Source organism: Solibacillus sp. CAU 1738 (assembly GCF_039888725.1).
Classification (GTDB): domain Bacteria; phylum Bacillota; class Bacilli; order Bacillales_A; family Planococcaceae; genus Metasolibacillus.
Window position 1 is genome coordinate 428,773 of record NZ_JBDQQN010000002.1, and the last position, 25,963, is coordinate 454,735.

At 38.2% G+C, this 25,963-nt stretch carries 23 protein-coding genes and 1 pseudogene; 3 read left to right on the forward strand and 21 right to left on the reverse strand.

Going from position 1 to position 25,963, the window contains the following annotated elements:
* Positions 1–87: 87 nt before the first annotated feature.
* The 8 genes from AAFN87_RS07245 to AAFN87_RS07280 all read right to left on the reverse strand — a co-directional run bounded on the left by AAFN87_RS07245 (position 88) and on the right by AAFN87_RS07280 (position 8,312).
* The gene (locus AAFN87_RS07245) at positions 88–1,557 is read right to left on the reverse strand and encodes a DHA2 family efflux MFS transporter permease subunit (RefSeq protein ID WP_347790371.1); all 1,470 of its coding nucleotides are present in this window, start codon (positions 1,555–1,557) and stop codon (positions 88–90) included.
* Between the two features lie 92 nt (positions 1,558–1,649).
* Positions 1,650–2,021 carry a MarR family winged helix-turn-helix transcriptional regulator gene (locus AAFN87_RS07250; protein WP_347790372.1) on the reverse strand — a complete coding sequence of 124 codons (372 nt, stop codon included), beginning with the start codon at positions 2,019–2,021 and terminating at the stop codon, positions 1,650–1,652.
* A 407-nt stretch (positions 2,022–2,428) separates the two neighbouring features.
* Positions 2,429–2,839, reverse strand: a complete 411-nt coding sequence (locus AAFN87_RS07255) for a MerR family transcriptional regulator (RefSeq protein WP_347790373.1) — start codon at positions 2,837–2,839, stop codon at positions 2,429–2,431.
* Between the two features lie 14 nt (positions 2,840–2,853).
* Positions 2,854–3,966 (reverse strand): FAD-dependent oxidoreductase, encoded by a 1,113-nt coding sequence (locus AAFN87_RS07260; protein WP_347790374.1) that lies wholly within the window; start codon positions 3,964–3,966, stop codon positions 2,854–2,856.
* A gap of 181 nt (positions 3,967–4,147) precedes the next feature.
* On the reverse strand, positions 4,148–4,990 hold the full coding sequence (locus AAFN87_RS07265) for an ABC transporter ATP-binding protein (RefSeq protein WP_347790375.1): 843 nt from the start codon (positions 4,988–4,990) through the stop codon (positions 4,148–4,150).
* A 151-nt stretch (positions 4,991–5,141) separates the two neighbouring features.
* Positions 5,142–6,188 carry a FecCD family ABC transporter permease gene (locus AAFN87_RS07270; protein ID WP_347790376.1) on the reverse strand — a complete coding sequence of 349 codons (1,047 nt, stop codon included), beginning with the start codon at positions 6,186–6,188 and terminating at the stop codon, positions 5,142–5,144.
* 53 nt (positions 6,189–6,241) lie between these two features.
* A complete protein-coding gene (locus AAFN87_RS07275) occupies positions 6,242–7,300 on the reverse strand; it encodes a FecCD family ABC transporter permease (protein WP_347790377.1) in 1,059 nt (352 codons plus the stop codon).
* A gap of 4 nt (positions 7,301–7,304) precedes the next feature.
* The gene (locus AAFN87_RS07280) at positions 7,305–8,312 is read right to left on the reverse strand and encodes an iron-siderophore ABC transporter substrate-binding protein (RefSeq protein WP_347790378.1); all 1,008 of its coding nucleotides are present in this window, start codon (positions 8,310–8,312) and stop codon (positions 7,305–7,307) included.
* Positions 8,313–8,589: 277 nt separating this feature from the next.
* On the opposite strand from AAFN87_RS07280, the pseudogene AAFN87_RS07285 reads away from it, so the two are divergent.
* A pseudogene (locus AAFN87_RS07285) lies at positions 8,590–8,769 on the forward strand (tyrosine-type recombinase/integrase); the annotation flags it as partial.
* Between the two features lie 304 nt (positions 8,770–9,073).
* Here the strand turns inward: AAFN87_RS07285 and AAFN87_RS07290 are convergent.
* From AAFN87_RS07290 to AAFN87_RS07325, 8 genes are all read right to left on the reverse strand, one after another.
* Entirely contained in the window at positions 9,074–9,514 is a 441-nt protein-coding gene (locus AAFN87_RS07290; protein WP_347790379.1) for a gamma-glutamylcyclotransferase family protein, read from the reverse strand.
* Positions 9,514–10,155: a pyroglutamyl-peptidase I gene (pcp, locus tag AAFN87_RS07295; protein WP_347790380.1), complete on the reverse strand. Its 642-nt coding sequence runs from the start codon at positions 10,153–10,155 to the stop codon at positions 9,514–9,516. Before pcp ends, AAFN87_RS07290 begins: the two co-directional genes overlap by 1 nt.
* Before the next feature lie 41 nt (positions 10,156–10,196).
* A complete protein-coding gene (locus tag AAFN87_RS07300; protein WP_347790381.1) occupies positions 10,197–11,126 on the reverse strand; it encodes a DUF979 domain-containing protein in 930 nt (309 codons plus the stop codon).
* On the reverse strand, positions 11,126–11,821 hold the full coding sequence (locus AAFN87_RS07305; RefSeq protein WP_347790382.1) for a DUF969 domain-containing protein: 696 nt from the start codon (positions 11,819–11,821) through the stop codon (positions 11,126–11,128). The genes AAFN87_RS07300 and AAFN87_RS07305 overlap by 1 nt, the downstream gene beginning before the upstream one ends.
* A gap of 827 nt (positions 11,822–12,648) precedes the next feature.
* Entirely contained in the window at positions 12,649–13,710 is a 1,062-nt protein-coding gene (locus AAFN87_RS07310; RefSeq protein ID WP_347790383.1) for a suppressor of fused domain protein, read from the reverse strand.
* 123 nt (positions 13,711–13,833) lie between these two features.
* Positions 13,834–13,983: a hypothetical protein gene (locus AAFN87_RS07315; protein ID WP_347790384.1), complete on the reverse strand. Its 150-nt coding sequence runs from the start codon at positions 13,981–13,983 to the stop codon at positions 13,834–13,836.
* Positions 13,984–14,048: 65 nt separating this feature from the next.
* Positions 14,049–14,429 (reverse strand): Imm10 family immunity protein, encoded by a 381-nt coding sequence (locus AAFN87_RS07320; protein ID WP_347790385.1) that lies wholly within the window; start codon positions 14,427–14,429, stop codon positions 14,049–14,051.
* Between the two features lie 90 nt (positions 14,430–14,519).
* Positions 14,520–16,169, reverse strand: a complete 1,650-nt coding sequence (locus AAFN87_RS07325) for a DUF6138 family protein (RefSeq protein ID WP_347790386.1) — start codon at positions 16,167–16,169, stop codon at positions 14,520–14,522.
* Between the two features lie 432 nt (positions 16,170–16,601).
* Here AAFN87_RS07325 and AAFN87_RS07330 point away from each other — a divergent pair, with 432 nt between their 5' ends.
* Positions 16,602–17,972, forward strand: coding sequence for an SMI1/KNR4 family protein (locus AAFN87_RS07330; RefSeq protein WP_347790387.1), 1,371 nt, complete (start codon positions 16,602–16,604; stop codon positions 17,970–17,972).
* A gap of 199 nt (positions 17,973–18,171) precedes the next feature.
* Here the strand turns inward: AAFN87_RS07330 and AAFN87_RS07335 are convergent, their stop codons facing one another.
* The 5 genes from AAFN87_RS07335 to AAFN87_RS07355 form a co-directional block, all read right to left on the reverse strand.
* A complete protein-coding gene (locus AAFN87_RS07335; RefSeq protein ID WP_347790388.1) occupies positions 18,172–19,461 on the reverse strand; it encodes a DUF1963 domain-containing protein in 1,290 nt (429 codons plus the stop codon).
* 645 nt (positions 19,462–20,106) lie between these two features.
* Positions 20,107–20,793: a hypothetical protein gene (locus AAFN87_RS07340; RefSeq protein WP_347790389.1), complete on the reverse strand. Its 687-nt coding sequence runs from the start codon at positions 20,791–20,793 to the stop codon at positions 20,107–20,109.
* A complete protein-coding gene (locus tag AAFN87_RS07345) occupies positions 20,780–21,139 on the reverse strand; it encodes a hypothetical protein (protein WP_347790390.1) in 360 nt (119 codons plus the stop codon). The genes AAFN87_RS07340 and AAFN87_RS07345 overlap by 14 nt, the downstream gene beginning before the upstream one ends.
* A gap of 129 nt (positions 21,140–21,268) precedes the next feature.
* Entirely contained in the window at positions 21,269–22,324 is a 1,056-nt protein-coding gene (locus AAFN87_RS07350; RefSeq protein ID WP_347790391.1) for an ankyrin repeat domain-containing protein, read from the reverse strand.
* A 661-nt stretch (positions 22,325–22,985) separates the two neighbouring features.
* Entirely contained in the window at positions 22,986–24,164 is a 1,179-nt protein-coding gene (locus AAFN87_RS07355) for a M24 family metallopeptidase (protein ID WP_347790392.1), read from the reverse strand.
* Between the two features lie 254 nt (positions 24,165–24,418).
* Here AAFN87_RS07355 and AAFN87_RS07360 point away from each other — a divergent pair, with 254 nt between their 5' ends.
* The gene (locus tag AAFN87_RS07360) at positions 24,419–25,720 is read left to right on the forward strand and encodes a hypothetical protein (RefSeq protein WP_347790393.1); all 1,302 of its coding nucleotides are present in this window, start codon (positions 24,419–24,421) and stop codon (positions 25,718–25,720) included.
* The last annotated feature ends 243 nt before the right edge of the window (positions 25,721–25,963 follow it).

Here is a 25,963-nt window from a genome sequence, read left to right on the forward strand (position 1 = left end):
CTACTCCTATAAGCTTTTACCTTATATATATGAATTTCATGTACGGTAAAAAACTGTTTTTCAGAGTAGTTTTTAATTCGGATCGGGTTACGTTTCCATTACAGTTGTTTTCTTCCTTTTATTAATGGAAATAGCTAATAAAAACATAATAATTAAAGCAATTACACCAAATACTGTAGCCCCTACAAAGGCACTGTTAATTCCATGTAACAAGCCATCCGCAGTAATTACATCCAGTTGTTTCGCATCAGGTTTTCCACCTGTAGTAATTACAGCATCATTTATAAACGAACTTGTCTGCATTGTCATAATTGTCGTCATGACTGCTGTTCCAATTGCACCTGAAATAGCTAGAATTGTGTTTTGCATTGCTGTACCGTCACCATATAACTTTGCCGGTAATGCATTTAATCCTGCTGTTGACATTGGCATCGTTAAAAATGTAAGACCTAAAGAACGAATTACGTAAATCAATGATAATAATATTATTCCTGTAGAATATGTTAAATTCGTATAATACGCTGTCGTTACTACAAGTAAAAACGTACCGATAATTCCTAACCATTTAATACCGTAACGGTCAAACATTTTACCAGCGATTGGTGACATAATGGCCATCGCAATACTACCCGGCAATAAGAAGAGTCCCGACTCCAATGCAGTTAATCCGCGATTCGTTTGTAAATAAATAGGTATTAAAATCATCCCAGCATACGAAACACAATTTACAAAGAAAGTAATAATAATTGAATATGTATATTCACGAGACTTAAAAATTCTTAAATTGATTAATGGGTGATCTGTTTTAAACTGACGAATAGCAAATAGAGTAAGTGAAATTACCCCAATTGTTAACGTTGTAATAACAGTTGCACTTCCCCACCCTGCCTTTCCAGCAATCCCAAAACCATACAATATCCCACCAAAACCAAGCGTTGATGCAATAACCCCTAAAACATCTAGCTTAGCAGCACGCGGTTCTGAAACATTTTTTAGTACAAAGAAGGAAGCGATTAATGCTGTAATTGAAAATGGCAAAATGGCAAAAAAGATATAACGCCAAGAGAATGTTGTAATTAATAAACCCGATAGCGTTGGCCCAACTGCTGGCGCGAACATAATAGCAACTCCAACAATCCCCATTGCTGCACCGCGCTTTTCAATTGGAAATAATGTAAATACGACATTAATTAATAGTGGCATCACAATCCCCGCTCCAAGAGCTTGTACAACACGACCAATTAATAGAACAGTAAAGTTTGGTGCAAATCCACATAACACTGTCCCTAAAGAAAATACAATCATAGCAGTAAAAAAAAGCTGACGTGTTGAAAAACGAGCCATTAGAAAGGCTGTAACTGGAATTGAGACACCATTTACTAGCATGTATAAAGTTATTAACCACTGTGCTGTTGAAGTAAATACATTCAATTCCGTAGTTAAGGTAGGCAGTGCAACATTTAATACAGTTTGATTTAATATCGCTGCTATTGCGCCTACTAGTAATACTGTTAATATAGGACCTGTCTTCATATCCTTTTGTTGGTGATTATTCAATGATTTTTAACTCCCTTTCAATTACACTATATAAATTTATTTAGTATGCTAACTAATTATGTAGAATAGAAAAATCAGAAGATATAAGATCATTATTCGCTTAAATTGACATCAATCTGTTGTAATAGACGTTTGAGTATTAATTGCTCCTCCAAGTTTATACCCTTTAACATTTTGTCCTGATGCTTTGCCCAAATTTCATCGATTGGACCTCTAATTTGACGACCTTCTTCAGTTAAAAAAACCCGCGTCACTCTTGCATCTAAAGCATCTTTCTTTCTTGTTAACAGACCATATGATTCCAACTTTTTCACCATATTCGTTAGTGTTGGTGGTTCACAGCCCATGCGTTCACACAACTCGCTTTGCGTTACGCCATCTTGATTCCATAATTGCCATAACAAATGATCTTGACCTACATAAATGTCTATCGATCTTAGCGAATCCGCATAATCCTTTCTCATTTTTGCTGAAGTCCTTATGAACAAAATACGAATGTCCTCTTTTACCATATTTATCATTCCTAACTTAAAATAATTAGCTTGCTAACTATAATCTAAAATGGGTTATTATGTCAAACGAGGTAATATTACCGTTATTAAGTGCATCCCGCTCATAGAGTATTATTAATAATCGTGAGAATATAAATGACGAGGAGGAACTAGAAAAAGGAAAACCAAGGTAAGAGCCGTTTTACGACTAAGGAAGAAACTCAAACAGCTGCTGCAAATCTCATTAATGACTTAAACCAAGCAGTGTATTTAGAAGAAACAAACCAATCGTTCAGTGCATTTGCAAAAGAATGGTTGCCACCGGGACTGGATTGTAATGGTACCAGGTCCGCGTTGAACCTAGTACCTCTTACTTAACATTAGTATAAGGGTTCACTGGGAATTAACGTTCTATGCTTAATGTCGTCCTCCGTATCATTCATGATGCCAAGATAATTACCTACTTTTTCTTCAATATAGGCGAGTCGTAGTTTAGCTTCCTCCAATTGGGCTCGCGCAACAGCATGTTGTCTGCGCATAATCTCATAGCGCTCCTTGACCGTGGAATCACCTTCTTGACAAAGGCCAATATACGTTTTTATATCATCGATTGGCATACCGCAATGCCTTAAATGTTTCACACACAAAAGCCAATTGACCGATGCCTCATCAAATAGACGATTATTATGACCGTCTCGTCTCAAATTCGGAACTAATCCCTGATCCGTATAGTAGCGTACCGTGTGATCAGTCATATCAAGCATTGCAGCCACTTCTTTCACAGTGTACATCGTTTTCCTCCTTTTTATGGGCGACCAAATGACCGACTATAAAATTGTCCAGATAGAACCATTTGACGTACTTTATCTAAACGGAGAGACTCGTACTTCTCCAGCGCTTGAATGGCCATTTGTCCTTGTATTCCCCTTGCCACACATTTTCCTAATGCCACAGCATCTTGCAACGATTCGTTAAATCCGCTAGCTGTGACGGGAGCTGGTACATGTGCCGCATCTCCAACAAGCGCCATTCGTCCTTTCACAAGTTGGTCCGGAACATATTCTTTAATTGGGATTCCTATAAGCGTGCGTGTTTGTATCGCATACAACGCCGCGGACCGCCATGGCTCGGGCCAATATGAAGCTTGTTCCGCTAATTCATTTAACGTCTGTTCAGGAATATCCGCACCGTTTAATGAATGGCGCACAACCATCCCCTCTACGCTCCCAAGGCGGCGCAGCATATCACTTCGCTTATTGTCGTACCATGTACATCCAATTCGGCGGCTTTCCAAAGAACCTTCCTCTCTTTCAATAATGGAACCGAATTTAAAGCCATCGAAGCTATCAAACATTTCCACCGCTTGTCCATCATAGATATAGCCTGGACGAAGATGTTCTGGTAAATCATCCTCGCTCATGGAAGCAATCCACCCCATGTATCCCGCGTATGTGGCGTGCGGCTTATGTGGTGCAATATACTTACGCACCTGACTGTTATATCCATCAGCACCAATCAAAATGTTACCACGAATCGTCTTTCCTTGATCCGTTACAATCCAAGCAGCTTCATCATCTTGATTTAGTTCTACAACTCTCGTATTATAAAGCAAATTAATTTTTTCATCCCTTTTCGCTTCTGCGCGTAAACGAGACTCAATCGCAGACCAAAGTTGGACAGAACTCTTCCCACCCGAAACGAGTTGTTTAAGCAGCTTTTCCGTTTTGGATTGACCAAATGTACCACCATTTACTCGTAGCCCCGAACCACCTTGTCTATCCTCTCCGACTTTCTCTACAATAGTTACGTGTACACCTTCTTGTGCAAGTGCAATTCCCGCCATCAACCCTGAAAGTGAGGCACCAACAATAACAGACGTCTCGTTTTGATTCTTCGTTTCTTCGAATATATTTTTCACTATGAGCCCTCCCTCGTTATTATCGCAGTATATCACCTTCGAGTAACTCGAAGTCAATACATCGGCAAGTTTTCAAAGAAACCCACTCGTTTTGAAAAAAGATTGATCAAAACGAGTGGGTTTAGTTTTATTGTTGAGTTAGGTTTCATAGAAAAGATTGGTTAACGGTGTTTCAACTCTCTCATAACGGTTTGGAGCGATCTCTACCAAGTGGGATGATAAGCGGTGTATGGGCGATTGGATCTGGGATGACCTTGCACTTTAGACCGAAAACTTCTTCGATGAGTTCTTCGGTGACGATGTCGGATGGGGCACCTTGAGCGATAACCTTGCCTGCCTTCATAGTAACTAAATGGGTAGCATAACGGGCAGCATGATTTAAATCATGTAGAACTGCTACTAATGTATTTCCTTGTTCATAGAGATCTGTAAATAATTCGAGCAACTCAATTTGGTGTGCAATATCTAAGTAAGTAGTCGGTTCATCCAAAAGAAGTAATGGGGTTTGTTGGGCAAGTACCATCGCAACCCAGACTCGTTGGCGTTGACCACCAGAAAGTTCATCTACAAAGCGGTTGGCAAGCTCGGCTGTATTGGTCAGCTCCATCGCGGTCATAACGGCTTGTTCGTCTGCCTCAGTCCATTGCTGAATAAGGTTTTGATATGGATAACGGCCATGTGCCACCAAATTGGCGACGGTTATTCCATCAGGAGCAGTTGATGTTTGTGGTAGAAGACCAAGCTTTTTCGCCACTATCTTTGTTTTGTATGTGCTAATTTTTTTTCCGTCTAATAGCACATGACCTGCTGAAGGTTTAATTAAATTGGAAAGGGTGCGTAAAAGGGTAGATTTCCCACATGCATTAGGTCCGATAATAACCGTAAAGGATTTGTCAGGTATCTCAATCGAGAGATTTTGGGAAATCACCCTATGATCGTATTGAGTAGTAACATTTTCCGCTCCTAGGCGCGACCGTATAGGCGGATTCTTTTGAGGTTGAATGTCTGCTTTTGTTATGGCCATAATCAATGACTACTCCTTTCTTAAACTATTGGTATAATGAAAGGCCCTTGTAAAAAAAGACTCTATTCTTATAATTTTTTTACTTGCTACCTATTTTCCAGGCGTAATTACACATGTTTGTTCAGCTTGTTAAAGAACTAATGCTTTGTCCTTACGTGGTAGAACGTGCCTGGCGAAACAATAACCAAGCTAAATATAAGCCCCCAAGAGATAAGGTTAGCACCCCTACAGGAAGAAGCATTCCGGGAATGATTCTCTGCGCCAGAACATCAGCGCTTAATAAAACAAATGCACCGACAGTTGCTGTTGGAACTAGGCTTTCTGCAGTATTTGTAAAGCGCAGAGCAATTTGTGGGGCAGCTAATGCAACAAAGGTAACCGGTCCCATTATGGCTGTCGCAGATGCTGTTAAGGCTACAGCAATCACGATCAATAAAAGTTGCGTCCTTTCGAAATGAACACCGTGGGACTTGGCTACATCCTTGCCCAACTCTATTTCACGAAGTGGTCGATTCATGATCATCGCAAGTATAAGCAGTACCAATACTAAAACGATTGCCGGTAATACATGAGTCCAATCAATTCCATTTAAGGAACCGACGCCCCATGCACCCGCTGTTAATGCAACCTCAGCTTGACTTTGAAGAAGCAGCATTGAATTGATACTACTTAAAATAGTTGAAATAGCAATACCTGTAATAATCAATCGAAAGCCCTGTGTCCCTTTACGAAATGCTAATAGATAAATAATAAATGCAGTGGCAAATCCGCCGATAAGTGCACCTATTGCGATTGAGGCAAAGGACATCGATTTGAACACTAGCATCACAACCAAGGCTCCTGTATACGAACCTGTTGTAAAGCCAAGAATATCAGGTGACCCTAAAGGATTTCGGGTAATCGATTGAAAAATTGAACCACTAACTGCAAGACCGGCACCAAAAACAATAGCAGCTAACACTCGCGGTAATCTCCAATCGATTACAATTGTTTGTTTAAATCCTGTCAATTCACCAAAAAGCGCAGAAAACACCTCAGCTATACTTAATTTATATGTTCCAACCACGAGAGAAAATAGAGAAAGGGCTATTACAGCTGCGAGAAAAACCGCAGTAACACACATACTCCTTACATCTAAACGTAGCTTCAATGGTCCTTTTAGCTGCACATATTTCCTACCAAAATCAATACGCCCCATGAGATTCACTCCTTTTACCATTAAAACGTGATATTAATGTTCTTGTCCCATCATCATAACCCACTTACCTTTCGTCTTCTCATAAGGATTAGAAGAATCGGGGCACCGACAAATCCTGTGATAATGCCGACGGGAACCTCTGCTGGAGACATGACAACCCTTCCAATAATATCGGAAAGAAGCAAAATCGACGGTGCAATGACCAAGGAATAAAGAAAAATCCATGGTTGGTCAGGACCAATAAACCACCGTACACAATGGGGAACCATTAAACCGAGGAAAACGATTGGGCCAGCGATAGCCGTTGCTCCGCCGGCTAATAGCGTGATGGAAAGAAGGCCAATAATTCGAATTCTATTCACATTCACACCGAGAGAGGAAGCACGATCGTCACCAAAGGCAATCGTATTTAACGCTGGAGCAATCGCTAAGGCTAATAATATGCCGACAATGAGAAATGGAATAATCGGCCACAGATCTTCAAGACCTTTTCTTGCTAACGAACCCACTCTCCAGTTCAGCATCCCAGCGAATGCTCGGCTATCCACCAAAGATAACGCAGTAGTTATTCCGTTCAATGCTGCAGCCATTGCCACTCCTGCAAGTGTAATTTGTTCGGGAGTTGGAGATTTCTTACCTGCTCCACCACCGATAAAATATATGGCAATGCTTGCGACTAACGCCCCAGCGAGTGCAAACCATATGTAGCTTGAAATCGATGAAATTGAAAAAATGCCAACTGCTATTGCAACAGCAAAGGCTGCTCCTGCATTCACGCCAAGAATGCCAGGATCAGCCAGTGGATTCCGTGTTAAAGCTTGTATCACAGCTCCTGCCAGTCCAAATGCTGGTCCAACTGCAAGAGCGATGATGGTCCTTGGAATACGGGATTCATGAATAATCGTATAGTCATAGCTTTCAGTGGAAGAAAACAGAGCCTCCCAAACGACGCCAAAGGAAAGTGGCTTCGCTCCGATCATAAGACTTAAGAAGACGACCACCATCAAAAGTAATAGGGCGAAAACTAATCCTATAATCCGTTGCAACCGTAATGCAGTAATTGATTTAATGTTCTTTTCAACTGCTTTTTTTGGTTGCTTACTTGCTGCCACTGTTTCATTCCCCACTTTCCAATGCTTTATTAAACATAGAAGGCAATTGTTCAATTGCCCAAAGTATAGCTGGTGCAGTACCTGTTGAGAAGGCATCTGCATAATCACCATCAATAATTATAGATCTCCCATCAGCAACTGAAGGGATTTTCTGATAAAGAGCATTGTCAGTTATTTCTTTTGTGTCTACCCAAATTGGGATAACAACTGTTAAATCAGCATCTAGAAGCTCTAATTGCTCGTCCGCTACTGATATATAGAATGCACCGTTTGCTTGTTTTTCAATCTCTTCCTTATTAATAAATCCTAGATCAGTCATAAAATCAGTACGAGCATCACCTGTTACATATGCTCCCCATCCTTCAGATGTATATGCACCTACTGCAACAGTTTTACCAGCAAATTGTGGGTATTCTTCCCTTGCCTTTTCAAAAGCAGTGTCAACATCCTTCAATAATTGTTCTCCTTCTGCTTCCTTGCCAAGCGCTTTCGCTATTATTTGAACTTGTTGCTGATAAGTAGTCAAGTAACCATCGCCCCCTTCAGGAACACCGATAGTTGGAGCAATTTCAGAGAGACGATTGTACCGTTCTTGATCACCAGAAGATCTAACGTCGAGTATCAGGTCTGGCTCAAGTGACGCAATTTGCTCATAATCAAGTTCCATAGTTCCAAGTATTGTAGGGGCTGTTTTATATGCTCCATTTAACCAAGGACCTACACCTTCACCACCAAAGGCAAGCCAGTCACTAGCGCCAATAGGTTCTACTCCAAGGGCTAAAGCTGTTTCAGCATCACCCCAGCCAAGTGCAACAATACGTTTAGGCTCTTTTTCAATGGTAACTTCACCGAATTTTGTATCAATCGAAACACTAAAAATGTCGTTTGTTTCATTATCTGATTTAGGTTCAGACTTTTCACTTGTTTTAGAATTACATCCAACCAATCCAATTGCTACAATAATAGCCATCATAATACTTAAAATTTTAGTTAAACTTATATTTTTTCTCACTGTAATATTCTCCTCTAAATGTCTCTAATTAATTATTAATAACAAAAGACAATGATAATGATTATCATCGTTTTTTATTTTAATAACTAATCTTATTTTGTCAACTAATATCAGAAAGAATCTGAAAAAGTAAATCTACTACTGTTTACATCTACAGAGGCAGTGGCAAACTTTATAGCTGCAGGATTGAAAAATATAACGGGACACTCCTAACAGTATAAAGGGGATTTTCTCCAGTTAGACATCCCGGATATCCTCTCGTCATTAAAATAACACCTCAGTGAGACATACACACACATCGCTTTTAGCAGAAGCAGGTGTCGCATTCGAACAAATCATGGACAGACTCGGACATTCCGATGATCAAATCACAAAAAATGTCTATCTACATGTTACCCAAGAAATGAAAAAAGAAGCTTCCCACAAGTTTGCTCAACTCATGAGAAGCCTCGATTAAAATCCTCTATGTTAACAAAATGTTAACATCACACTTTCACCTTACATAAAACCCAGTCATATCAAGGGTTTGAAGCTGCGGAACAAAGGCTAAAACCGCGACGTCCTGTCGCAATGCCTTTGTCACCACATCCATCATAGATGAAGTCTAGCTAAGGGCGCCACATCGTGTGGCAACGGTTGACTGATCCGCATCGTGCGGACCCTACATCATGCCGCCCGTAAGATAAAAGTGTGTATTATCTTTCACGATGTGTTCCAAAAAGTGCTGTATATCAAGATATTTGAACAAAATATTAGCTTACCTATTTCACACTATCGCACAGCATATACTCTTTCCAATTACCGTGCGGAAGATAAATTGCTTTGTCCTCAAAAAGATGATCATTATCTTTGTTATAAAAATATACAAAGCATTTTTCTTTTTCGTTCGTATGAAGATTTTCAACCTCTAGAATGACTTTATCGTATTCATTTTCAGGATTTTTTTCACTAATGAATCCTTCCATTTTGTCTATCGCATTCATTGTATCTTCATAATGTTCTTCACTTAGCACTAGGATTTCCCCAAATACAGTATCTTCACCGGATGTTAAAGCCGGATATCCTTTGTATGGTAGATGATATAATTTCATATTTTCAAGCTTGGCATCCTTTTTCTCGATGACCTTTCCATCTAAATACTTATTATAATTAAAGAAACCTTCTCTTAAACTTCCATAAACAAAAAGATTGATTGCTTTCATTAGCAGATTTCCCCGCCTACTGCATTTATATCCTTGTCATTGATAATGCACGCTTCAATCGCAAGCTCTAAACCTTTTACAATATCATTCAACGACATAAATGGTGCGTTTTTCTTGTCCATAACCTGAGAAGTCATATAAGGAATGTGGATAAATCCACCTTTGATATGAGGGTACTTTTTATCAATCATGTATAAAATGCCGTACATAACATGATTGCATACAAATGTTCCAGCTGTATAAGATACCGTTGCTGGTATGTTATGATCATTCATATGCTTAACCATAGCTTTTACTGGTAGATTCGAGAAATATGCTGGTTGCCCATCTGCTTGGATTACTGTATCTAATGGCTGATTGCCTTCATTGTCCTTGATTCGATAATCATCAAGATTAATAGCAACTCTTTCAGGAGTAATATCAAATCTTCCTCCTGCTTGACCTACCGAGATGACAATATCCGGATTATGCTTTTCAATTGCATCCTCAATAGCTTGAACGGATTTTGTTTGAACTGTAGGTATAATGAGTTTAATCACTTCAGCTCCGTTTATCTGGTCGCTAACCATTTTGACTGCTTCTTCTGCCGGATTGACCGGCTCTCCACCAAATGCATCAAATCCTGTTAATAGTACTTTCATGACTCATCCTCCTACTGAAAAATTTCACAATATCCTTCATCTTAAAATCCTAAACTATACATCAAGAAGATATGAACAGCTAACAAAATTAAAGCAAAAGGAGCTTGTACTTTAATGACTGCGTTTTTATCTTTCATTTCAAGCAATACTGCCGGCAACATATTAAAGTTTGCCGCCATTGGTGTTAACAATGTTCCGCAGTATCCTGCTGTAAGAGCAAGTGTTCCACAGATTAAAGGATCTCCACCAATACTAAATACGAAAGGTACACCAATACCAACCGTAATAACAGCGAATGCCGCAAATGCATTACCCATGATGCTTGTAAATAATGCCATACCGATACAATATGTTGCTACCCCAATTAATGCGTTACCTGTCGGGATTACATTTGAAATAATAGAAGCAATTTTATCGCCTACTCCCGCAGTTGTAAATAACACACCTAAAGAAGCTAATAATTGAGGGAGTATAGCAAATGATCCAACTGATTGAAATGTTCTGTTTGAATCTGCTAATAGCTCTTTCGGTTTTGCTTTAGTGATGATGAACGTCAGCGCTAGGGCACATAATGCTGAAATACCGATAGCAACCGTTCCAGGGAAGCCCGTGAAAGTTGCTACAAGCATCGCAATGATTGCGATGGATAGAGAGGGGATGAATATTTTCAACCCTAATTTTTCTGCTTTGATATTCGCAAATGTCTCATCTAATTGCTTCAACGTTCCAATATTGATTTGCTTTGTTGCCGATAAAATAGCAATCACTACGACTAATAAACCGACAATCGTACTTGGAATGTAGTTTCCTAGAATGAAAATAACCGCAAGAATCCCCCAAAATAAAGCTGTACCGATTCTTGTTTTATGGTTCGTATCTTTGATTGTGAATACCATTGTGATTCCCATGAATAAACCGATAATTATATAAAATATTTCTAATAACAAATTAGAGAGTTGTGCAATATCCATTATTGATCACCTCTAATTTTTTCATTTTCAATAGTAGCATATTTTCGCTTAAGCCTTTTATCAAATATCATATTTTGAATGAACCACAACACAAATGAAATTATAGCTACTGGAATTGCCACTTTGGCAATTTGTAATGTATCAACCGGCATGCCAAGTCCTTCTAATGTAGAAGCAATTAAAAGTACACCTGAATTTGCCATGAATACATTTTGTGCAAAGAAATTACCGATATTATCAGATGCCGCAGAATATGCTCTAATCTTTTCCATATCTTTTTCTTCTACTTTTTCTCCGTACTTAGCAATAGCTGCCCCTTCAGCCATTGGGCTAACTAGAGGTCGAACGAATTGCGGATGTCCGCCAAGCGTTACTCCCATTCCAATCGTTACTTTTCTTATCAAAGTATAGCCGCTCAATAATTTACCAACCGATAAATTAGTTGCTTTCTTAATGAGCATTACTGCTTTAGCCTTCAACCCATATCTTTCACACAATCCAATAACAGGAAGGGTGATTAAAAATAAACATGTTACACGATTTGATACAAAGGCTGAACCCAAAGTATCCAATATTTCAACAAGATTCATCTTTGCTACTAATCCAGTAGAGATACCAGCTACAACTACTACTGCTATAGTATCTAGCTTTAAAGCAAAGCCTACAATGATAATTAAAATCCCTATTAATTCCATAATCTCCTCCCCTACTCTACGAACAAATAACTATATTAATATATTTTCATTCATTATATAGTCAAACCTTTCAAGTTGTAAATAATTTAGATGTAGTAATTTTTAGCATTTTAGCGTATTAAAGGCGCAAAATGCAGTGAATTTCTATCATTCATTAAAAAACGCGGATATGCCTTATCTTCACTTTTATCTATAACTATGGAAGGGGTATATGGAACAGGAAAGAAGATTTTCCTTAAAGGACAGAGGTGATAAAAATAACTAATAGAGTATGCTTATCTAAAAAAAGAAAAAAAAACAATTGGAGGAAAAAGAAATTCCTAAATATCTTGTAAAAAATCACGACGGAAATCATTGTCGATGAAAAAGTAAATGGCGCTTTGAAGAAATACATGTTACCCAAGAAATGAAAAAAGAAGCTTCCCACAAGTTTGCTCAACTCATGAGAAGCCTCAATTAAAATCCTCAATGTTAACAAACATATTACCATCACACTTTCATCTTACAGAGAACCCTTATCTATCAAAGGTTTAAGCTACTTCATCGGTATCAAAAAGATAAACATCGTATTGTTCACCAAATTAGTCATCGTTTGAAAAGCCAATCAACTTCTTCCCCTCATCCAGCATATTAGCGCTCTCCAAGGGTGGTGTTGAGGCATCAATTTATCTCATGTACTCTTTCCACATGTAAAACTCAAAAATATTACTTGAATCAAAAACACCAAATTGCCGAGAGATATCGCTCGCTTTTTTTCATCCTATTTCTCTCCTTTTAAATCATATTAGTCCATACTTCCCATGTTATATGTAATGTAAGGACCATGTTTATCCGATGGTAGATATCACATTTCCATCTTGATCCTTAATGTATGTTTTAACGACTTGTATGATTAAGTCTTTATAAGAAGACAAACGAATTTTTCCTTCTTTGGGCAGAAGTATGTGGATGAGCTCGTTGACAGCCGCTTCATCAAGTTTTAAATGGACCGTACTCTCAACTATTTCGAATCCAGTCGTTGAAGCATGCTCCATTGTTACGCTTATCTCTTTACTCACTAAAATTAAATCTTTACCCTTAAGCAGGCGACCGCACAGTAGCTTCCCAACAGTACTAGCTTGCTTCGCTCCTAGTGTGAGTACAGACGGCTTCTTTTTGAACAAACCATTCTTACCAGGTTCCCAAGACAATTGATCCACAAATAAAAATCCAGTGCTCGAACCGTCACGATCTATTCCTATTTGAACACTTTCCTGAACAGCAGTGACTCGCAACATAGAATTTCGGGATAAATCTGTAATATAACCCTGAATTTCCGCTTTTCCAGCTTCAAGTACACCTCGTGTATTCCATATTTTCATAGCCTCCAGCTCATCCTCAGTGATCCCCACCATTTGAAGGAACTCAACTCGTCCGTTAGGCGTATGCAGTGTATCAAGTTCTGGATCGGATATAAAGGCAAGAGCGGTTAGCTGTGTATCGGCTCCCAAGCAGATTGGACCATTAGCATCTAAATAATCACCTGAAGCGAAAATATTGTTGCTGTTAAACACATATCGCCCCATGTTTTGAAGCAGGTTCAATGCCCATGCTGGAGGCTCTTCCTCATCTATACTACGGGCCACTCGAAAAGAAAGCTCAAACCCATAGCCGCTATATTCGGTATTATTCGATTCCTTCTCATAAAGCTCCGAGAAACCAAAAGTTACAATATGCCAGTGGGGAGAAGGTGTTTCCACTTTATAAGCACTAAGGCCATCTAATGGGTCTTGACCACCAAGCATAAAAGGAATTGCGGTACCATAATGCTTCGGTTCCTGTTCCCCATATAGCTTCGTTAATGCTTCTTCAATTGCAGCCCATCCTGTCGTGTTTACTTCTTCAGTCATTATTTTCCCTCCAACTCGTATAGTAAAAAATCAACTAGATTCAACCCATACCCATTTTGTTTTGACGTAAATAAACAAACTAGCGCTTACAACCTGCAAATTCAAATGAATATATTTAGTTTCCTAACAATCAAATGAAATTTCTACAAATGATGTTTTATGCACGCCTGAATAGGCTCGAAATACAACATCATGACTTCTTTCATCTACAACACAAAGAAATAAATGATTATCTACAGTAATTGGTTTAATCTTTATTTGGAATACTTTCATGACGCTCTCCCAATTCGATGGGATTTTTAGATAATGTTGCTGTATCTGCGGCCAAGGGCACAATTCTACTTAACCTCAATTACTATCTCTTGATCTACATTTAGCTTATTAAAGTGACTTATTAAGGTATTATATCTTCCTTCATCTATATCATATTCAATGTCAATGGACTCATTTACGCCAAGTGATCTTGCAGTCTCTTTTGATAAAAATATTGAAATTAAATTTCGACTAAGTATTATCCTTAATATCCCCCCATGCTCAGATCTATTTTCACTATTAAGTGTAATATGGACCTTATTTAGAATGGGGATGTCTTCAATACATAATGACTTTTGAAATAACACATATTCTTTGGTCTCAAATTCATCATCTGCAAATCCAATTAATAATGTCTCATCCTCAATACCAAAATAAACAAATGACGCTTTTAATAAGATTGACATTAAATATCTCCTCTCTCACCGATAAATTCCTGGTGACCTATCGGGGATGAAACAGTTTTTTGTCATTACTCGGGATTGATACAGCATCAATCAACTTACAAGAGCAAGCAACTCCGCATAAATAGCCTTAAGATAGTGCTCCGTTTGCTCTGACTTAATGGCTTTTGCCAGCTTTGCACGACTTCCGAAAATCCGGTATAGAACCTGCTCTCGTTCATATATTTCTTTAGATAACAGCTCTTGTAGAAGCGCTTTTGCTAGCTCGGTCCGATTGATGACGAAGTTTTTCACAGGTCTTGCTTCCTCATTCCCTGCAAGCAGAATGTCTATTAGAACAGGCATAAGTTCCGGCTCCACTCCGTGAGCATCAATAAAGACTTGTGCATAACCATCCTGTATCATTTGGTGCTCCGTATCTACCATCTCCATATAACGAGAGACGAGTGAGAAATATTCGCTGCTATACAATCCTAATCCGAGTACCGCATAAGTGCCCGGCATGACCGACTTTTCACCCGGTTCTGTATCCTTATACCACGCATAGGGTTCCATAGCAGTGTTCGCATACGCACCCAATTTTGGATAAAGGGTAGGATAGGTAAGTGCTCCTGCAAAAAACTGATGCAGTTCCGATTTAGCTATTTTTTTTAGAGGAAGATAGTTTTTTTGCTTGCTTTTCAGCTTCAGGTTATATTCTTTCGGAAATCCTTTTTGCAGCAATTCGGTAATGTGATCCAACACTTCTCCATAAGCTGCTTCCTCTTCGGCAAAAATCCGGACTTCAATAGCCTGGGTTACATCATTATTATGAATTTCTGCATAGGTTCCTTTATATACTGGAGCGAATTTCCCGCTCCCCTGCCGGATATAATCTACAGCCTGTTTTGACCCAAGCTTGACTGCCAGTTTCAAATATTGCTCACGAGTATCTGGTTTCGCCTTTCCTATTTGTAGAGCAGCATACACAAAAAATGAAAGTTGATCTGCTTTCGGATTCATAAGAGTCAGATCCTCTTTTGGTATCCAGTCCATTGAATAGCTGTCTGCACGGTTAAAATAGCGAGGAAGATACACATTCTGTATCCAATCATCCGTAGCCAAAGTATACTGGCTAATCCATTCATTCAAGCGTTCTTTATTACTTCTGAGCTTATCGGATAAACGTCGGATTAAAGGTTCAACTGTATCTTCTTCCTGCTTGATTAGATCAGGGTTCATCAAATGACGAGAAAAGAAAAACTGGTCATCCACACTCGGTAATACTGGAAGATCAGGCATGATTTTGGATGCTATAAACTTCTGTAATGATTGGCGGAGCTGGTTTAGCTTCTCATTATTTACGAGCTGATTGCAAATCTTTATGTCTTCATCTTCCATTTCAAAGGAAAGTACGATCTGGAATCGGTAATCAAAAAAACGAGGACCAAGTTTATCCGATAAAAAGAGCTCCTCCATTCCCTTACATAATGCTGGATAAAGCTCAATTCTAATAAGTTCTTCCGTGAGTTCGGCAACATAAGGACCTGGTTCGACTTTATAAGAGCTGTCAGTCCAATCAAGCGGCTCTTCAATATCAATGTGTATTTTCCCGTCACGCCAAGCCACCTGTAAATAATCCTTCACTCCTGCCTGAAGCGGTCTTTTGCTTATGAACTCATTTATTCTTTTACTCTCTTTGTTGTATATAGTCATCAGCATGTTCCACACATCATCTAAAAACCTCTGTACTGCTGCGTCCATTACTGCTCCTCCTCTTTGTGCTAAATATACGTTCCAAATAGATATTCCATCTGTTTATAGGAATAACTATTTTTCCTTACACATTCTTTGAAAACTTCACCATGGTAATGATATCTGTTTGATAGACTCTCTACTCTTCACATGTTTTTACAATATTATACCAATTTACGCATGAATTTACATACCCTTTAACTAAATAGGATGCCTTACGTTAATTATGGAGAAATACTCAAGAACTTACTATTCTTATCTACTTAATTTGCCTGTATTGTCATCTATATCTAAAATCCTATTTTTCTGAATACTTGCCATTCTTAGTTCCTCATTATGGAAGAGTTATAGTATTCTCTATTATAGCTATTACTATTTTAAAGGTAGAGACTGCCAAGCACATATGCAGCTAGTATCTTAATAATCATCTTGGAGGTAGAAATGAATCAAACACTATTTGAACAACTGAACAAGTGGCATGAAGAAGACGAACATCAGAAAATTGTGGATCTGCTGCTATCTATTTCCGATGAAGAATTAGACTATGAAGCAATCAGTCTTCTAGCTAGAGCTTATAACAATTTGGGGCTTTACGAAGAAGCGCTCGATCAATTCGATAAAATTTCCGAGTCTGGAAAACAGGATTTTTTATGGCATTATCGGGTAGGCTTTGCTCTTTATCACTTGGGACGATTTGAGGAAGCAGTTCAAGCTTTCCGCAAGACTGATCAAATAAAGCCTGACGATCAAAATACGGAGTACTTTTTACAAAAAGCAGAGAAACAAAAAAGAGAAGAACTTCGGCTTGCCAAGAAGAAAGCTTACTTGGAGCATGGTGGTTCCGTAGCGAAGAAGATTCCCTTTTCAGATATGTCTCTAACTGATTTCTGGGAGGACAGCGAGTATGCAAGAGAAGAATATCAATCGGAGCCACCCTCTGACGAATTCATCGATTCTATAGAGAAAGCGCTTGGTTATAAACTCCCATCCTCTTATATTTATCTAATGAAGCAGCAAAATGGCGGGGTGCCGAGGAACACTTGTTTTCCAACAGAGGAGCCAACTTCCTGGGCCGAAAGTCATATTGCCATTACGGGGATTATGGGTATTGGGCGTGAGAAAAGCTATTCCCTATGCGGAGATTTGGGCAGTCCGTTTATGATCGAGGAATGGGGATATCCTGACATTGGAGTGGTAATCTGTGATTGTCCTTCAGCCGGCCATGATGTCGTGATGTTAGACTACCGCGCATGTGGTAAAGATGGTGAACCAGAAGTTATTCATGTCGATCAAGAAGATGACTATGAGATTACCTTCCTTGCCGATAATTTTGAAGAGTTTATAAAAGGATTAGTAAGCGAAGAACAATATGATACTTCTGAAGAAGACAAAAAAGAAGCTCTGGATAAAGTCGCGCACGGCAAATTTTCTCCTCTGCTGGAGGAGCTATGCTCTTGGGTAACCGAAGTGGAACAGGTTGAACAGAAAATCCGCAGCATATGTACAAGGATTGTCGAAGAGAAAGGCTATTTTGCTTTACATGCAGATGAATTATCCTATGACATGTATGATGTACAGTTTTGGTTATATATGAAGTCCTATCCGGACACTAGTCGCGATCAATATGTTTCAGCCTATCAGAACATCATCGCATTTGGTGGGGAATTCGGTACAGGCGGATATGCTCCTTCCTTTATAACGGATTGGCTTGATCATCGCATCAACGAAGGACGTATCGTACAGGATCATGGGATTATTCAGTTTACTGATTCATTTGCAGAGGAAGTAATTAATAAGTTAAAAGAAGCCTAATCGCTGATTACGTTGCAGATCAGATTCATGCCTAATAATGAAAAAAGAGCTCGCTTTCAAAGCGGGCTCTTCTTCTTGTGATCTCCTTTGGGTCTTCATTATTCATTTTTCAGCGGGGGTTCCGGGCCATTATCCCAGTTATATTCGTTCACAATGACATGTAATAGTTCTAGCGGTGCTAACAAAAAGATGAACCTATTCAGCTTTGCTGATATACCGTTGCTGTAATCCGGTCTTTTGGACATATAAACATATAAAAAATGCCTTCAGCATATTCATCGAAATCAGCATAATCGATCTGCCCTATATACCGCATTCTTCTTTCACAACAAGGACAAACCGGATACTCCGAATCTTGGACCCAGCTTGGATGGCCGCCGATCTGCGAATTCAATTGTGACATGGTCCAAACTGCAGCATAATACGGTGATTGCGGCTCATGTGAAAGGACAAAACTAGGTGGGGTTTCAGTACTGCTGTTTACGTCATCCATATCCGGAAGATAATCAGGTTCCTGATTAAAATGGCTCCAGACAGGCACGCCATGATTGTCCAGCTCCATGTATATCGTGCTAAAGCCCCCACATAAGTCACAGGTTATCACCTGCAGGTTCTCCATCTGCAGGTCGAGATATTGCAAGGCCGGATGAGAGGTAGCTACATTCATTAACGTCATTAACTTCCTTTTGCACCATGGACATGCTGAATGGCTTGTCTCAAGAAAACGGGCATGATGTTCTTCTTTTAAGTCATCATTCTCTTGATCTGCTTGCCTGATCGAATAACATAAATGATTATTCAGGTCACGCCTCTCTCCATCCGGGGTAAGCTCCCATCCTCCATCAAGAGCATAAGTTTCAGGAGTTACATACAACTGCTCCGCCCATTTTGGCGGCTGCATTTGCCATTCCCGAAACTGCTCTGTGACCACTGCATTACCAATCCATCCAAGTACAAGGAGAAGATGATTCCGGTTGTCCCCATCCCATATCACCCGCTCCAGAAGTTGATTTTGAATGTCTTGTGGTGCATCTTTAAAAAGAATCGGATTATGAAACAATCCGCGCTGTATAAGCTCCGGCAAAGCATCTGATATATTATCATTCCGGTAGCACACCAGAGAGAATAGAATATCTTCTGCTTCACTTTCATTGTTAACAGCGAGTAATTCTATTGCGTATTTCAGCATACAATCCGCTTCTTCCTCTAATAAAGATATGTACATCTGCTCCATGCTTAACGGATAAGGAATGTATCGGATAAGCGGGTCATGCTTTCTCGGTGCATGCATCACCTTGAGAATGTCTATATGATCTGTTAATCCTTCATAGAGATTCACCCTTTTGCGGTTTTGCTCAATATAAGCTTGTTGCTTTTTTCGTTCCTGCTCCTGATGGCAGGGCATGCAGATACCACCTGTTTTGGCTGCGGTGCTCGGCAGAATTGTTGCGCTGCAACCTTCTGTCTTGCATGGGATTCGTTCCGCCATATTTGATTACCCCTCCTTTATTACGAACCGATAAACATCTTAATTTCCGAAAAGCTCGCTGAGTGTCCAAATCAATATATATTAATCTACCACCTGCTCAAGCAGGTGGAGTTAGACTACACATTTGGAAATTAAAATGTAAAGACAAATATGTTTCGTCCATGAATATAATCCCTACTTTCCAATCAAGGTTTTCGCATTCGCTAATCTGAGAACTTTAACCCCTAATATCCAATCTTTATAACATGTTTTGTTCCCTTGATTTCCAAACAATCTATTAATAATTTTTGTAATCTAAAACGATTCTTCATCTAAATTGGCATCGTCTCATCTAATTTAATATTGTATTTAACTTTCAGATGTTCCGTCTCTCCAAAAATCAATAAATCGTAGTTTTTAACTCCTGGCATCAATCGCAATTGGAACTACAAAATCATCTTCAAGAAAATAAATAAATCCACCGCGACCTTTAATCTTTAAATGAAAACCCGTAGAACAATTATTCCCTAGATCTTCATGTATAGATTTATAGATGAATGAATGATTTATTGATGTTCTCGACTTCTTGTTTAATATTCAATAATAATTAATCTTCCAAGAAAAAGAAATCGACTTGTAACCTCCATATTCGACTTTGCAACGGTATTATAGGTTGTCAGCTTGTTCATCCAGATCATCTAATACCAACATTAGAATATCCTTGCTCTCATTCTTAAGATCACCGTTCAGATGCTCTTGAATATATGGTATGACTTGACTCCCAAGCTCCACAAGTTGTTCATAGGCTTCATAGTCAGTTCGCAAAAAGCTTCTCATGCTGCCTTTACCAAATTCTCCTCGCTCTATAACATTCACCCAATGTTGCACTTGCTGAACAAGGGGGAGTTGCTGTATAGCAACGACAGCAGCCTGAAATTCCAGGTCTTTATTCTTTAAGTCTGGCATTGATTTATACAATTGGTCTTCGGGCACACATTTCCTTACGAGTTGGCTTAGTGTCAAATAATCACCACCAACGCCATCTGCCGCTGAAACGTAGGCAATGAAGTCCTCTGTTTGGTTCAATTGTTTAAGGTCGCTTTGTAATCGATGAATAACATCAATGGCAATCAAAAAGAGCTCCGAATCTATTATCGTCTTCTCAAATATATAGTTCTCCTCAATGCTTAGATACTCGGGCGTTTCTTGGCTAATGCAGCTGATAATTTCAAGATAGCTTTCTAGTCGATCAGGCATCTCTCCAAACATAAAGGCATAATCAGCTTCACTAAATTTACATGAATAATATACTTGCTCTTTTGTTTGATTATAAATTTCCTTACCCGTTTTCAAGTAATTTTCTTGATAACTTGCGTAGTAAGTAGTCAGCAGCAATTTCCTCTAATGAAGCTTGATCGTTTATGTACACTAAATAGCTACTATGATAACTATCAGTACAAATAGAGAAAGTATACACATCCTCGTTGCTCTCTTCTTCTATATAGTTACATATAGCAGATTTACAGAAGTCGTAAAGTGCATTCTCTATGTCGTTTCTGCTAACGAATATCCCTTCATGGGGAGTAAATGTCGAGATTTCCCGAATAGTTTGATCTGTATTGCATAATAGAAAAATCCCCCTGCCTTCCGCTTCTCTTCGCCCACTGATCAATCTTCCAATTTGAACATCATAACTCATTGTAACATCCATCCCCTTCAAATATGTTTATCGTTTTCCGACAGAATAATATCCCCTTTTGTTAGCTGGTAAGTGCTAAAAATAGAGGAATATATCGTGCAAAAAAGCTTATTGAATACGCTGAATAAGTTAGCGCTTATAGTCGGGCTGTTCTAAAGTAATCGGATTCGGATTGCTGAGTACCCAGTGTACTGCCAGTTCGCATAATCTCGCAGGTTCATCACTTCCATCGCCTTTGTGAAGTTCTTTCGCCAATATGGCTGCCTCCTGAAGTGCAGCGGGATGTAATGGCGTACCTAAGCTAAAATAGTGATTCAAACTTTTGAGCATTTTACGAAAATGATTATCCCAGTTGATGCCGCCGTTATCTAAAATTTCGTATGAAACTTTACCAGTAATACGGATAACCTCACCCTGTACAGTTTTCGCAGGTCCTTGTGAAGGAATTAGTAAATTCCAAAGTTCATTATGTTGTGCCTGCCAGCCCTTTGTAGATACTGTTATTGAAGACGTACCATCATGCGTTTTTCGCTTCTCTACTGGAGGAACATCAAATAGCTCATAAAGACGGGAAAGTGCCTCATCCGTTTGATTCAAATATTCTTTATTAAAACCTTCTCTGTGAAATTCAAAGTCTTTCCCAATTCGCTTAATAGAGTCTTTCATTTCCGGCGTTACAGTTTTACCCGCGTTAAGCAAAATATCAGCAACTTCCACCATATCAACAATATTTATATTTCTACATACTGCCAAAGCTTTGTCTAAGGGCGTCTGATTCATCATATTTACTGCGCTAATATTTGCGCCTTTAGAAACCAACGTGCGAATCGTATTTGTTTTAAAAAAAGCAGCCGCGGCAAATAATGGTGTCTCGTTTTGATAATCAATGGCTTCTATATCTGCACCCAACTCAAGCAGCAATTCAGTATTACCACACCAACTTTTTGCCTGTTCATGTAGAGCCGATCTTCCGTAACTGTCTCTAGCATTTATATCAGCACCCTGTTCCACAAGCCAGCGAACCAATTCATTCGGTATATTGAAAAAGCTCAAGGCTGTTGTTTTACTGTAACCGCCACGGGCATCTAATTCGCATTTCATAAATACCTCTTTTAATGCTGATATATCGCCTGCTTCAATTAGTTCATCAAAATTTTTCGGTAAGGTTTTTCTCTTCTTCCCCATATGTATTTTCTCTCCTTACATCCGATTTTTAAATTCACTTCATTACTATATTTTACCACTTAATCATTTCTTATAGTATTTCCTGCTCCATAAATATGGTGTTATATAAAGGAATGGCTTTGAAGCTATAACATCAAGCCCCTGATATAGTTTTGGTTTAGAAAGTATTCATATGGAGAGGTTTCTTTAATAAAATTCGAGGGTTTATTTATACAATTCTTGCAACCAGATATGTACTTTCCTGAACAATTACATCTTGGGATTTCGCTTTCATCATAATACGTTCTAAACAAGACATCTCCACATTTATCACAAAGAAGTCTGACTGATTCAAAAATCCACTCATTCCAATTGTATGAAACATTGAATTGCAAGATTGGCATTTATTTAATAGTACTGTCTCACATTGTCCTCTGAGATTTATGATTTCATTCCAATATGGAGATTTATATATTGTTAATTGTTCAATCTTAGTAGATTTCTTATTTATAAATTTAATAAGTTGAAGCTATTATAAAAAATAGTAGCACAAACCATGGCCTTGGTCTGTGCTACTAATGTTAGTATATTTTCCAAAATGTTTCCAAAAACTTCCCAATGTTGTCAAACCCTTTTAGATCAATGGGTTTGAGCCCCTTATTACATCATGCCGCCCTTAACATCAAAGCTTCAAGTACTTCTGTATAAACTTCCCTTTTAACTTTGACAATAAGTTCGATTTGGTAATCGTCATATCTACTAAATCAGTAGGAAATGTTGTAAGCACTTCATAGCCTTCCTTAGTTACAAGGATTGTATCGGAGTGTCGATATCCGCCTACTCCTTCAATATAGATGCCTGGCTCAATCGTAATCACCATATTTTCTTCTAATATTTCGTTGCTACCTTCTGCAATATATGGTCCTTCATGATTTCGCAAGCCAACTCCATGTCCTGTACGATGTAATAAACGATGAAGTAGCCCATGTTCATCAAAATATGCTCGTGCCTCTGCATCGATATCTGATGCCCTTACACCTGGTCGCACCATACTCAATGCCCGATTTCGCGCGTTTTGCATATGCTGGAACATTTCCACATCGTTTTTGGTAGGTTGTCCAAGGAAAAAAGTCCGTTCACACTCTGCTGAATATCCATTAATTCGATAATAAGCCATCGCGACGTTTGGTCCATCTCCAAATCGATCGCCTAATTCAGGAATACTATGCGGCATTGCACTTGTCGGTGCATTCCAAACTGCTGTGAGCAATGAAGTTGTGATTGGGTCAAATTGCTTTGTTTTTATAAGGTTAGTTTGTACTTTTTTTGACAAGGTGAATGGTTCTAACACACTGGCACCACGATAAATCGTATTAAATATATCAGCCATTGCTTCATCACACACTCTAGCACTGATGCGTATTTTTTCAATTTCATAGACACTTTTCACTTTACGTTGTGCTTCGACTAACTGCGCTAAAACTAATTCCTTTGCTTGCATGAGATGATATACATCTGCACGTACGTTACTCTCAATTCCTATACGTGAATAACCTTGGATTAACTGATTTAGTCTATCATACCAATTGCTACCCTCTAAAGATGGAAATTCCCAATAAGATGCAATATTATAATCGATAATACTTTTATGTACGTGTGATTCTTCAAGCTTTGGTACAAGTAATGTAGGTGTTTGATCAGGTACAACGATTATGAAAAAGGGGCGTTCCTCTGGTTTATATGTAATGTTTGTGTAATACCAGATGTCTTCTTCGGCGGTAATAATATAAGCGTCATATTCATTCGTAATTAGCCTCTCTTGTAATTGCTTCATTCGGTTTGTCAGTTCTTTCTTAAGCATTCCTATCACCCCAATAAATTGTTTGAATTTTCATAGATTTACTATATTATACAGAAACCTAATTGGAAATGCATTCTGATGTAGCTACTTCTCCAAGCATGGTGTGCCAAGCCAACTAAACAACTAAACAAAATGACATTGTTCATCAAACGATACGCATAAGTTCCCACCTAGCTCACTAAAAATAACCTTTTATTGAAAAAAAAGTAATTTCTATATATGCTATTAGTAGTAGGATAAAGGAGTGAATAGTATTGAGAATAAAAAAATTCGTTGCCATTTTTACTTCTATAACTTTATTTTATATGGTTCTATCATCCCAAGTATTCGCTAAGGAATCTAACGTAATATGGCAAGAAAAACTAGTCAACAAATCATTCGTTTGGAGTGGTGCTACGACATCAAAAAATGAAACGATGTTGGCAACATATACAACAAAGAAGAATATTGACCATTATGAAATTTTTAAAGTGAACAATGTAACATCTAAGGTTAAACACCTTTCTACCTTGGATGGAGGTAAGGTGTACCTCTTTGACTTTAAAGAGAAAGGATATATTTTGCACCTTGAGAAGAAAAATTTAACAATCTATGATGAAAACTTTAAATCTATTTATTCGAAAAGTTGGAAATCGAATATTAAATTTCATGACTTCTCCATTAGAAAATCTGATGTAGATGATAATATCTTTGTATTTGGCGGAAATATATATAATTTTGATTCTAAAAAGAATGAGGATTTCTTTGTGTTTATGAATCATGACAAAAAGGGGAAACTTTTAGAAACTACATCAAATAAAGCACCTGGTGAAGCATATATATTACGATATACTCCTGATAACTTTACCCCTATTATTTCACAACAAACAATATCGAATGATCACACAAACTTTGAGCTAAAAGTAGATAGAAGTACGATTCCCAATGTAAATGATGGATACCGTATAAGTTTTTCTTCAAATACTATTACAAAATACAAAGATCATTTTTATTTCTTTTTAAGAAAAAATGAGATGGGTTCGGGTAATGAGAGACTACTTAAAGTTAATACCAAAGGCAAAGTAGTAGATTTTTTGGAACTAGAAGATATAAATATATCGGATACTAACGAACCTCAATTCATAGGAAATCAAGTTATTTATAAATCTCTTTTGGGTGAGCAAAACTTTTACCATTTACTAAATTTAGATACACTTACTGAAAAAACAATTACCGGTGATCCTTTTGATTCACCTTTTGATGTAATAAATGAAAATTTATTTTATATAACGAAGGATGGAGAATCTCAATTTTATAATGTCCAAAATACGTTACTATACACCCTGCCTAGTGATGGATCATATGAATCAATCTATGATCTTGGCAACAAGGGCAATTATGGTGTAAATCGAGCTGGAAATACCATTACCATTTTTGACCTTAAAACGGGTGAAGTCATAATAAATACAAATATGCACCCCCTTTTATTTAATGATAACGTTGTATTATTCGAGGAGAAATCAGGTTATACAGAGGTAAAATTAATAAATTTGGCTTCCTATAAAACAACAAAATAACAAAGGACTACATTACTATTGGTGAAATTGTAGTCTCTTTTAAAAACAGCTGACTGTAGTTAAGCAAAGTAAAAATGGATATGAAACAAATGCTTAATTGGTGGCACTAAATACTCTTATAATAAGTAGCTAGAAAAGATGCAGGTGTAAAATACCTAAGTCTTTTCTGGCTACGTATTTTTTAGTAAAATGGGGCGTATGTTGGGAATTACGACATCTGCTGCTCCATTGAAACCGTGGAAA

Bases quoted from the DNA above. Each gene is read 5' to 3' on its own strand.
- AAFN87_RS07250 (WP_347790372.1), bottom strand. From the start codon at position 2,021: ATGAGAAAGGATTATGCGGATTCGCTAAGATCGATAGACATTTATGTA.
- AAFN87_RS07255 (WP_347790373.1), bottom strand. From the start codon at position 2,839: ATGTACACTGTGAAAGAAGTGGCTGCAATGCTTGATATGACTGATCAC.
- AAFN87_RS07265 (WP_347790375.1), bottom strand. From the start codon at position 4,990: ATGGCCATAACAAAAGCAGACATTCAACCTCAAAAGAATCCGCCTATA.
- AAFN87_RS07270 (WP_347790376.1), bottom strand. From the start codon at position 6,188: ATGGGGCGTATTGATTTTGGTAGGAAATATGTGCAGCTAAAAGGACCA.
- AAFN87_RS07290 (WP_347790379.1), bottom strand. From the start codon at position 9,514: ATGAAAGCAATCAATCTTTTTGTTTATGGAAGTTTAAGAGAAGGTTTC.
- pcp (WP_347790380.1), bottom strand. From the start codon at position 10,155: ATGAAAGTACTATTAACAGGATTTGATGCATTTGGTGGAGAGCCGGTC.
- AAFN87_RS07300 (WP_347790381.1), bottom strand. From the start codon at position 11,126: ATGGATATTGCACAACTCTCTAATTTGTTATTAGAAATATTTTATATA.
- AAFN87_RS07305 (WP_347790382.1), bottom strand. From the start codon at position 11,821: ATGGAATTAATAGGGATTTTAATTATCATTGTAGGCTTTGCTTTAAAG.
- AAFN87_RS07310 (WP_347790383.1), bottom strand. From the start codon at position 13,710: ATGACTGAAGAAGTAAACACGACAGGATGGGCTGCAATTGAAGAAGCA.
- AAFN87_RS07315 (WP_347790384.1), bottom strand. From the start codon at position 13,983: ATGAAAGTATTCCAAATAAAGATTAAACCAATTACTGTAGATAATCAT.
- AAFN87_RS07320 (WP_347790385.1), bottom strand. From the start codon at position 14,429: ATGTCAATCTTATTAAAAGCGTCATTTGTTTATTTTGGTATTGAGGAT.
- AAFN87_RS07325 (WP_347790386.1), bottom strand. From the start codon at position 16,169: ATGGACGCAGCAGTACAGAGGTTTTTAGATGATGTGTGGAACATGCTG.
- AAFN87_RS07330 (WP_347790387.1), top strand. From the start codon at position 16,602: ATGAATCAAACACTATTTGAACAACTGAACAAGTGGCATGAAGAAGAC.
- AAFN87_RS07335 (WP_347790388.1), bottom strand. From the start codon at position 19,461: ATGGCGGAACGAATCCCATGCAAGACAGAAGGTTGCAGCGCAACAATT.
- AAFN87_RS07345 (WP_347790390.1), bottom strand. From the start codon at position 21,139: ATGAGTTATGATGTTCAAATTGGAAGATTGATCAGTGGGCGAAGAGAA.
- AAFN87_RS07350 (WP_347790391.1), bottom strand. From the start codon at position 22,324: ATGGGGAAGAAGAGAAAAACCTTACCGAAAAATTTTGATGAACTAATT.
- AAFN87_RS07355 (WP_347790392.1), bottom strand. From the start codon at position 24,164: ATGCTTAAGAAAGAACTGACAAACCGAATGAAGCAATTACAAGAGAGG.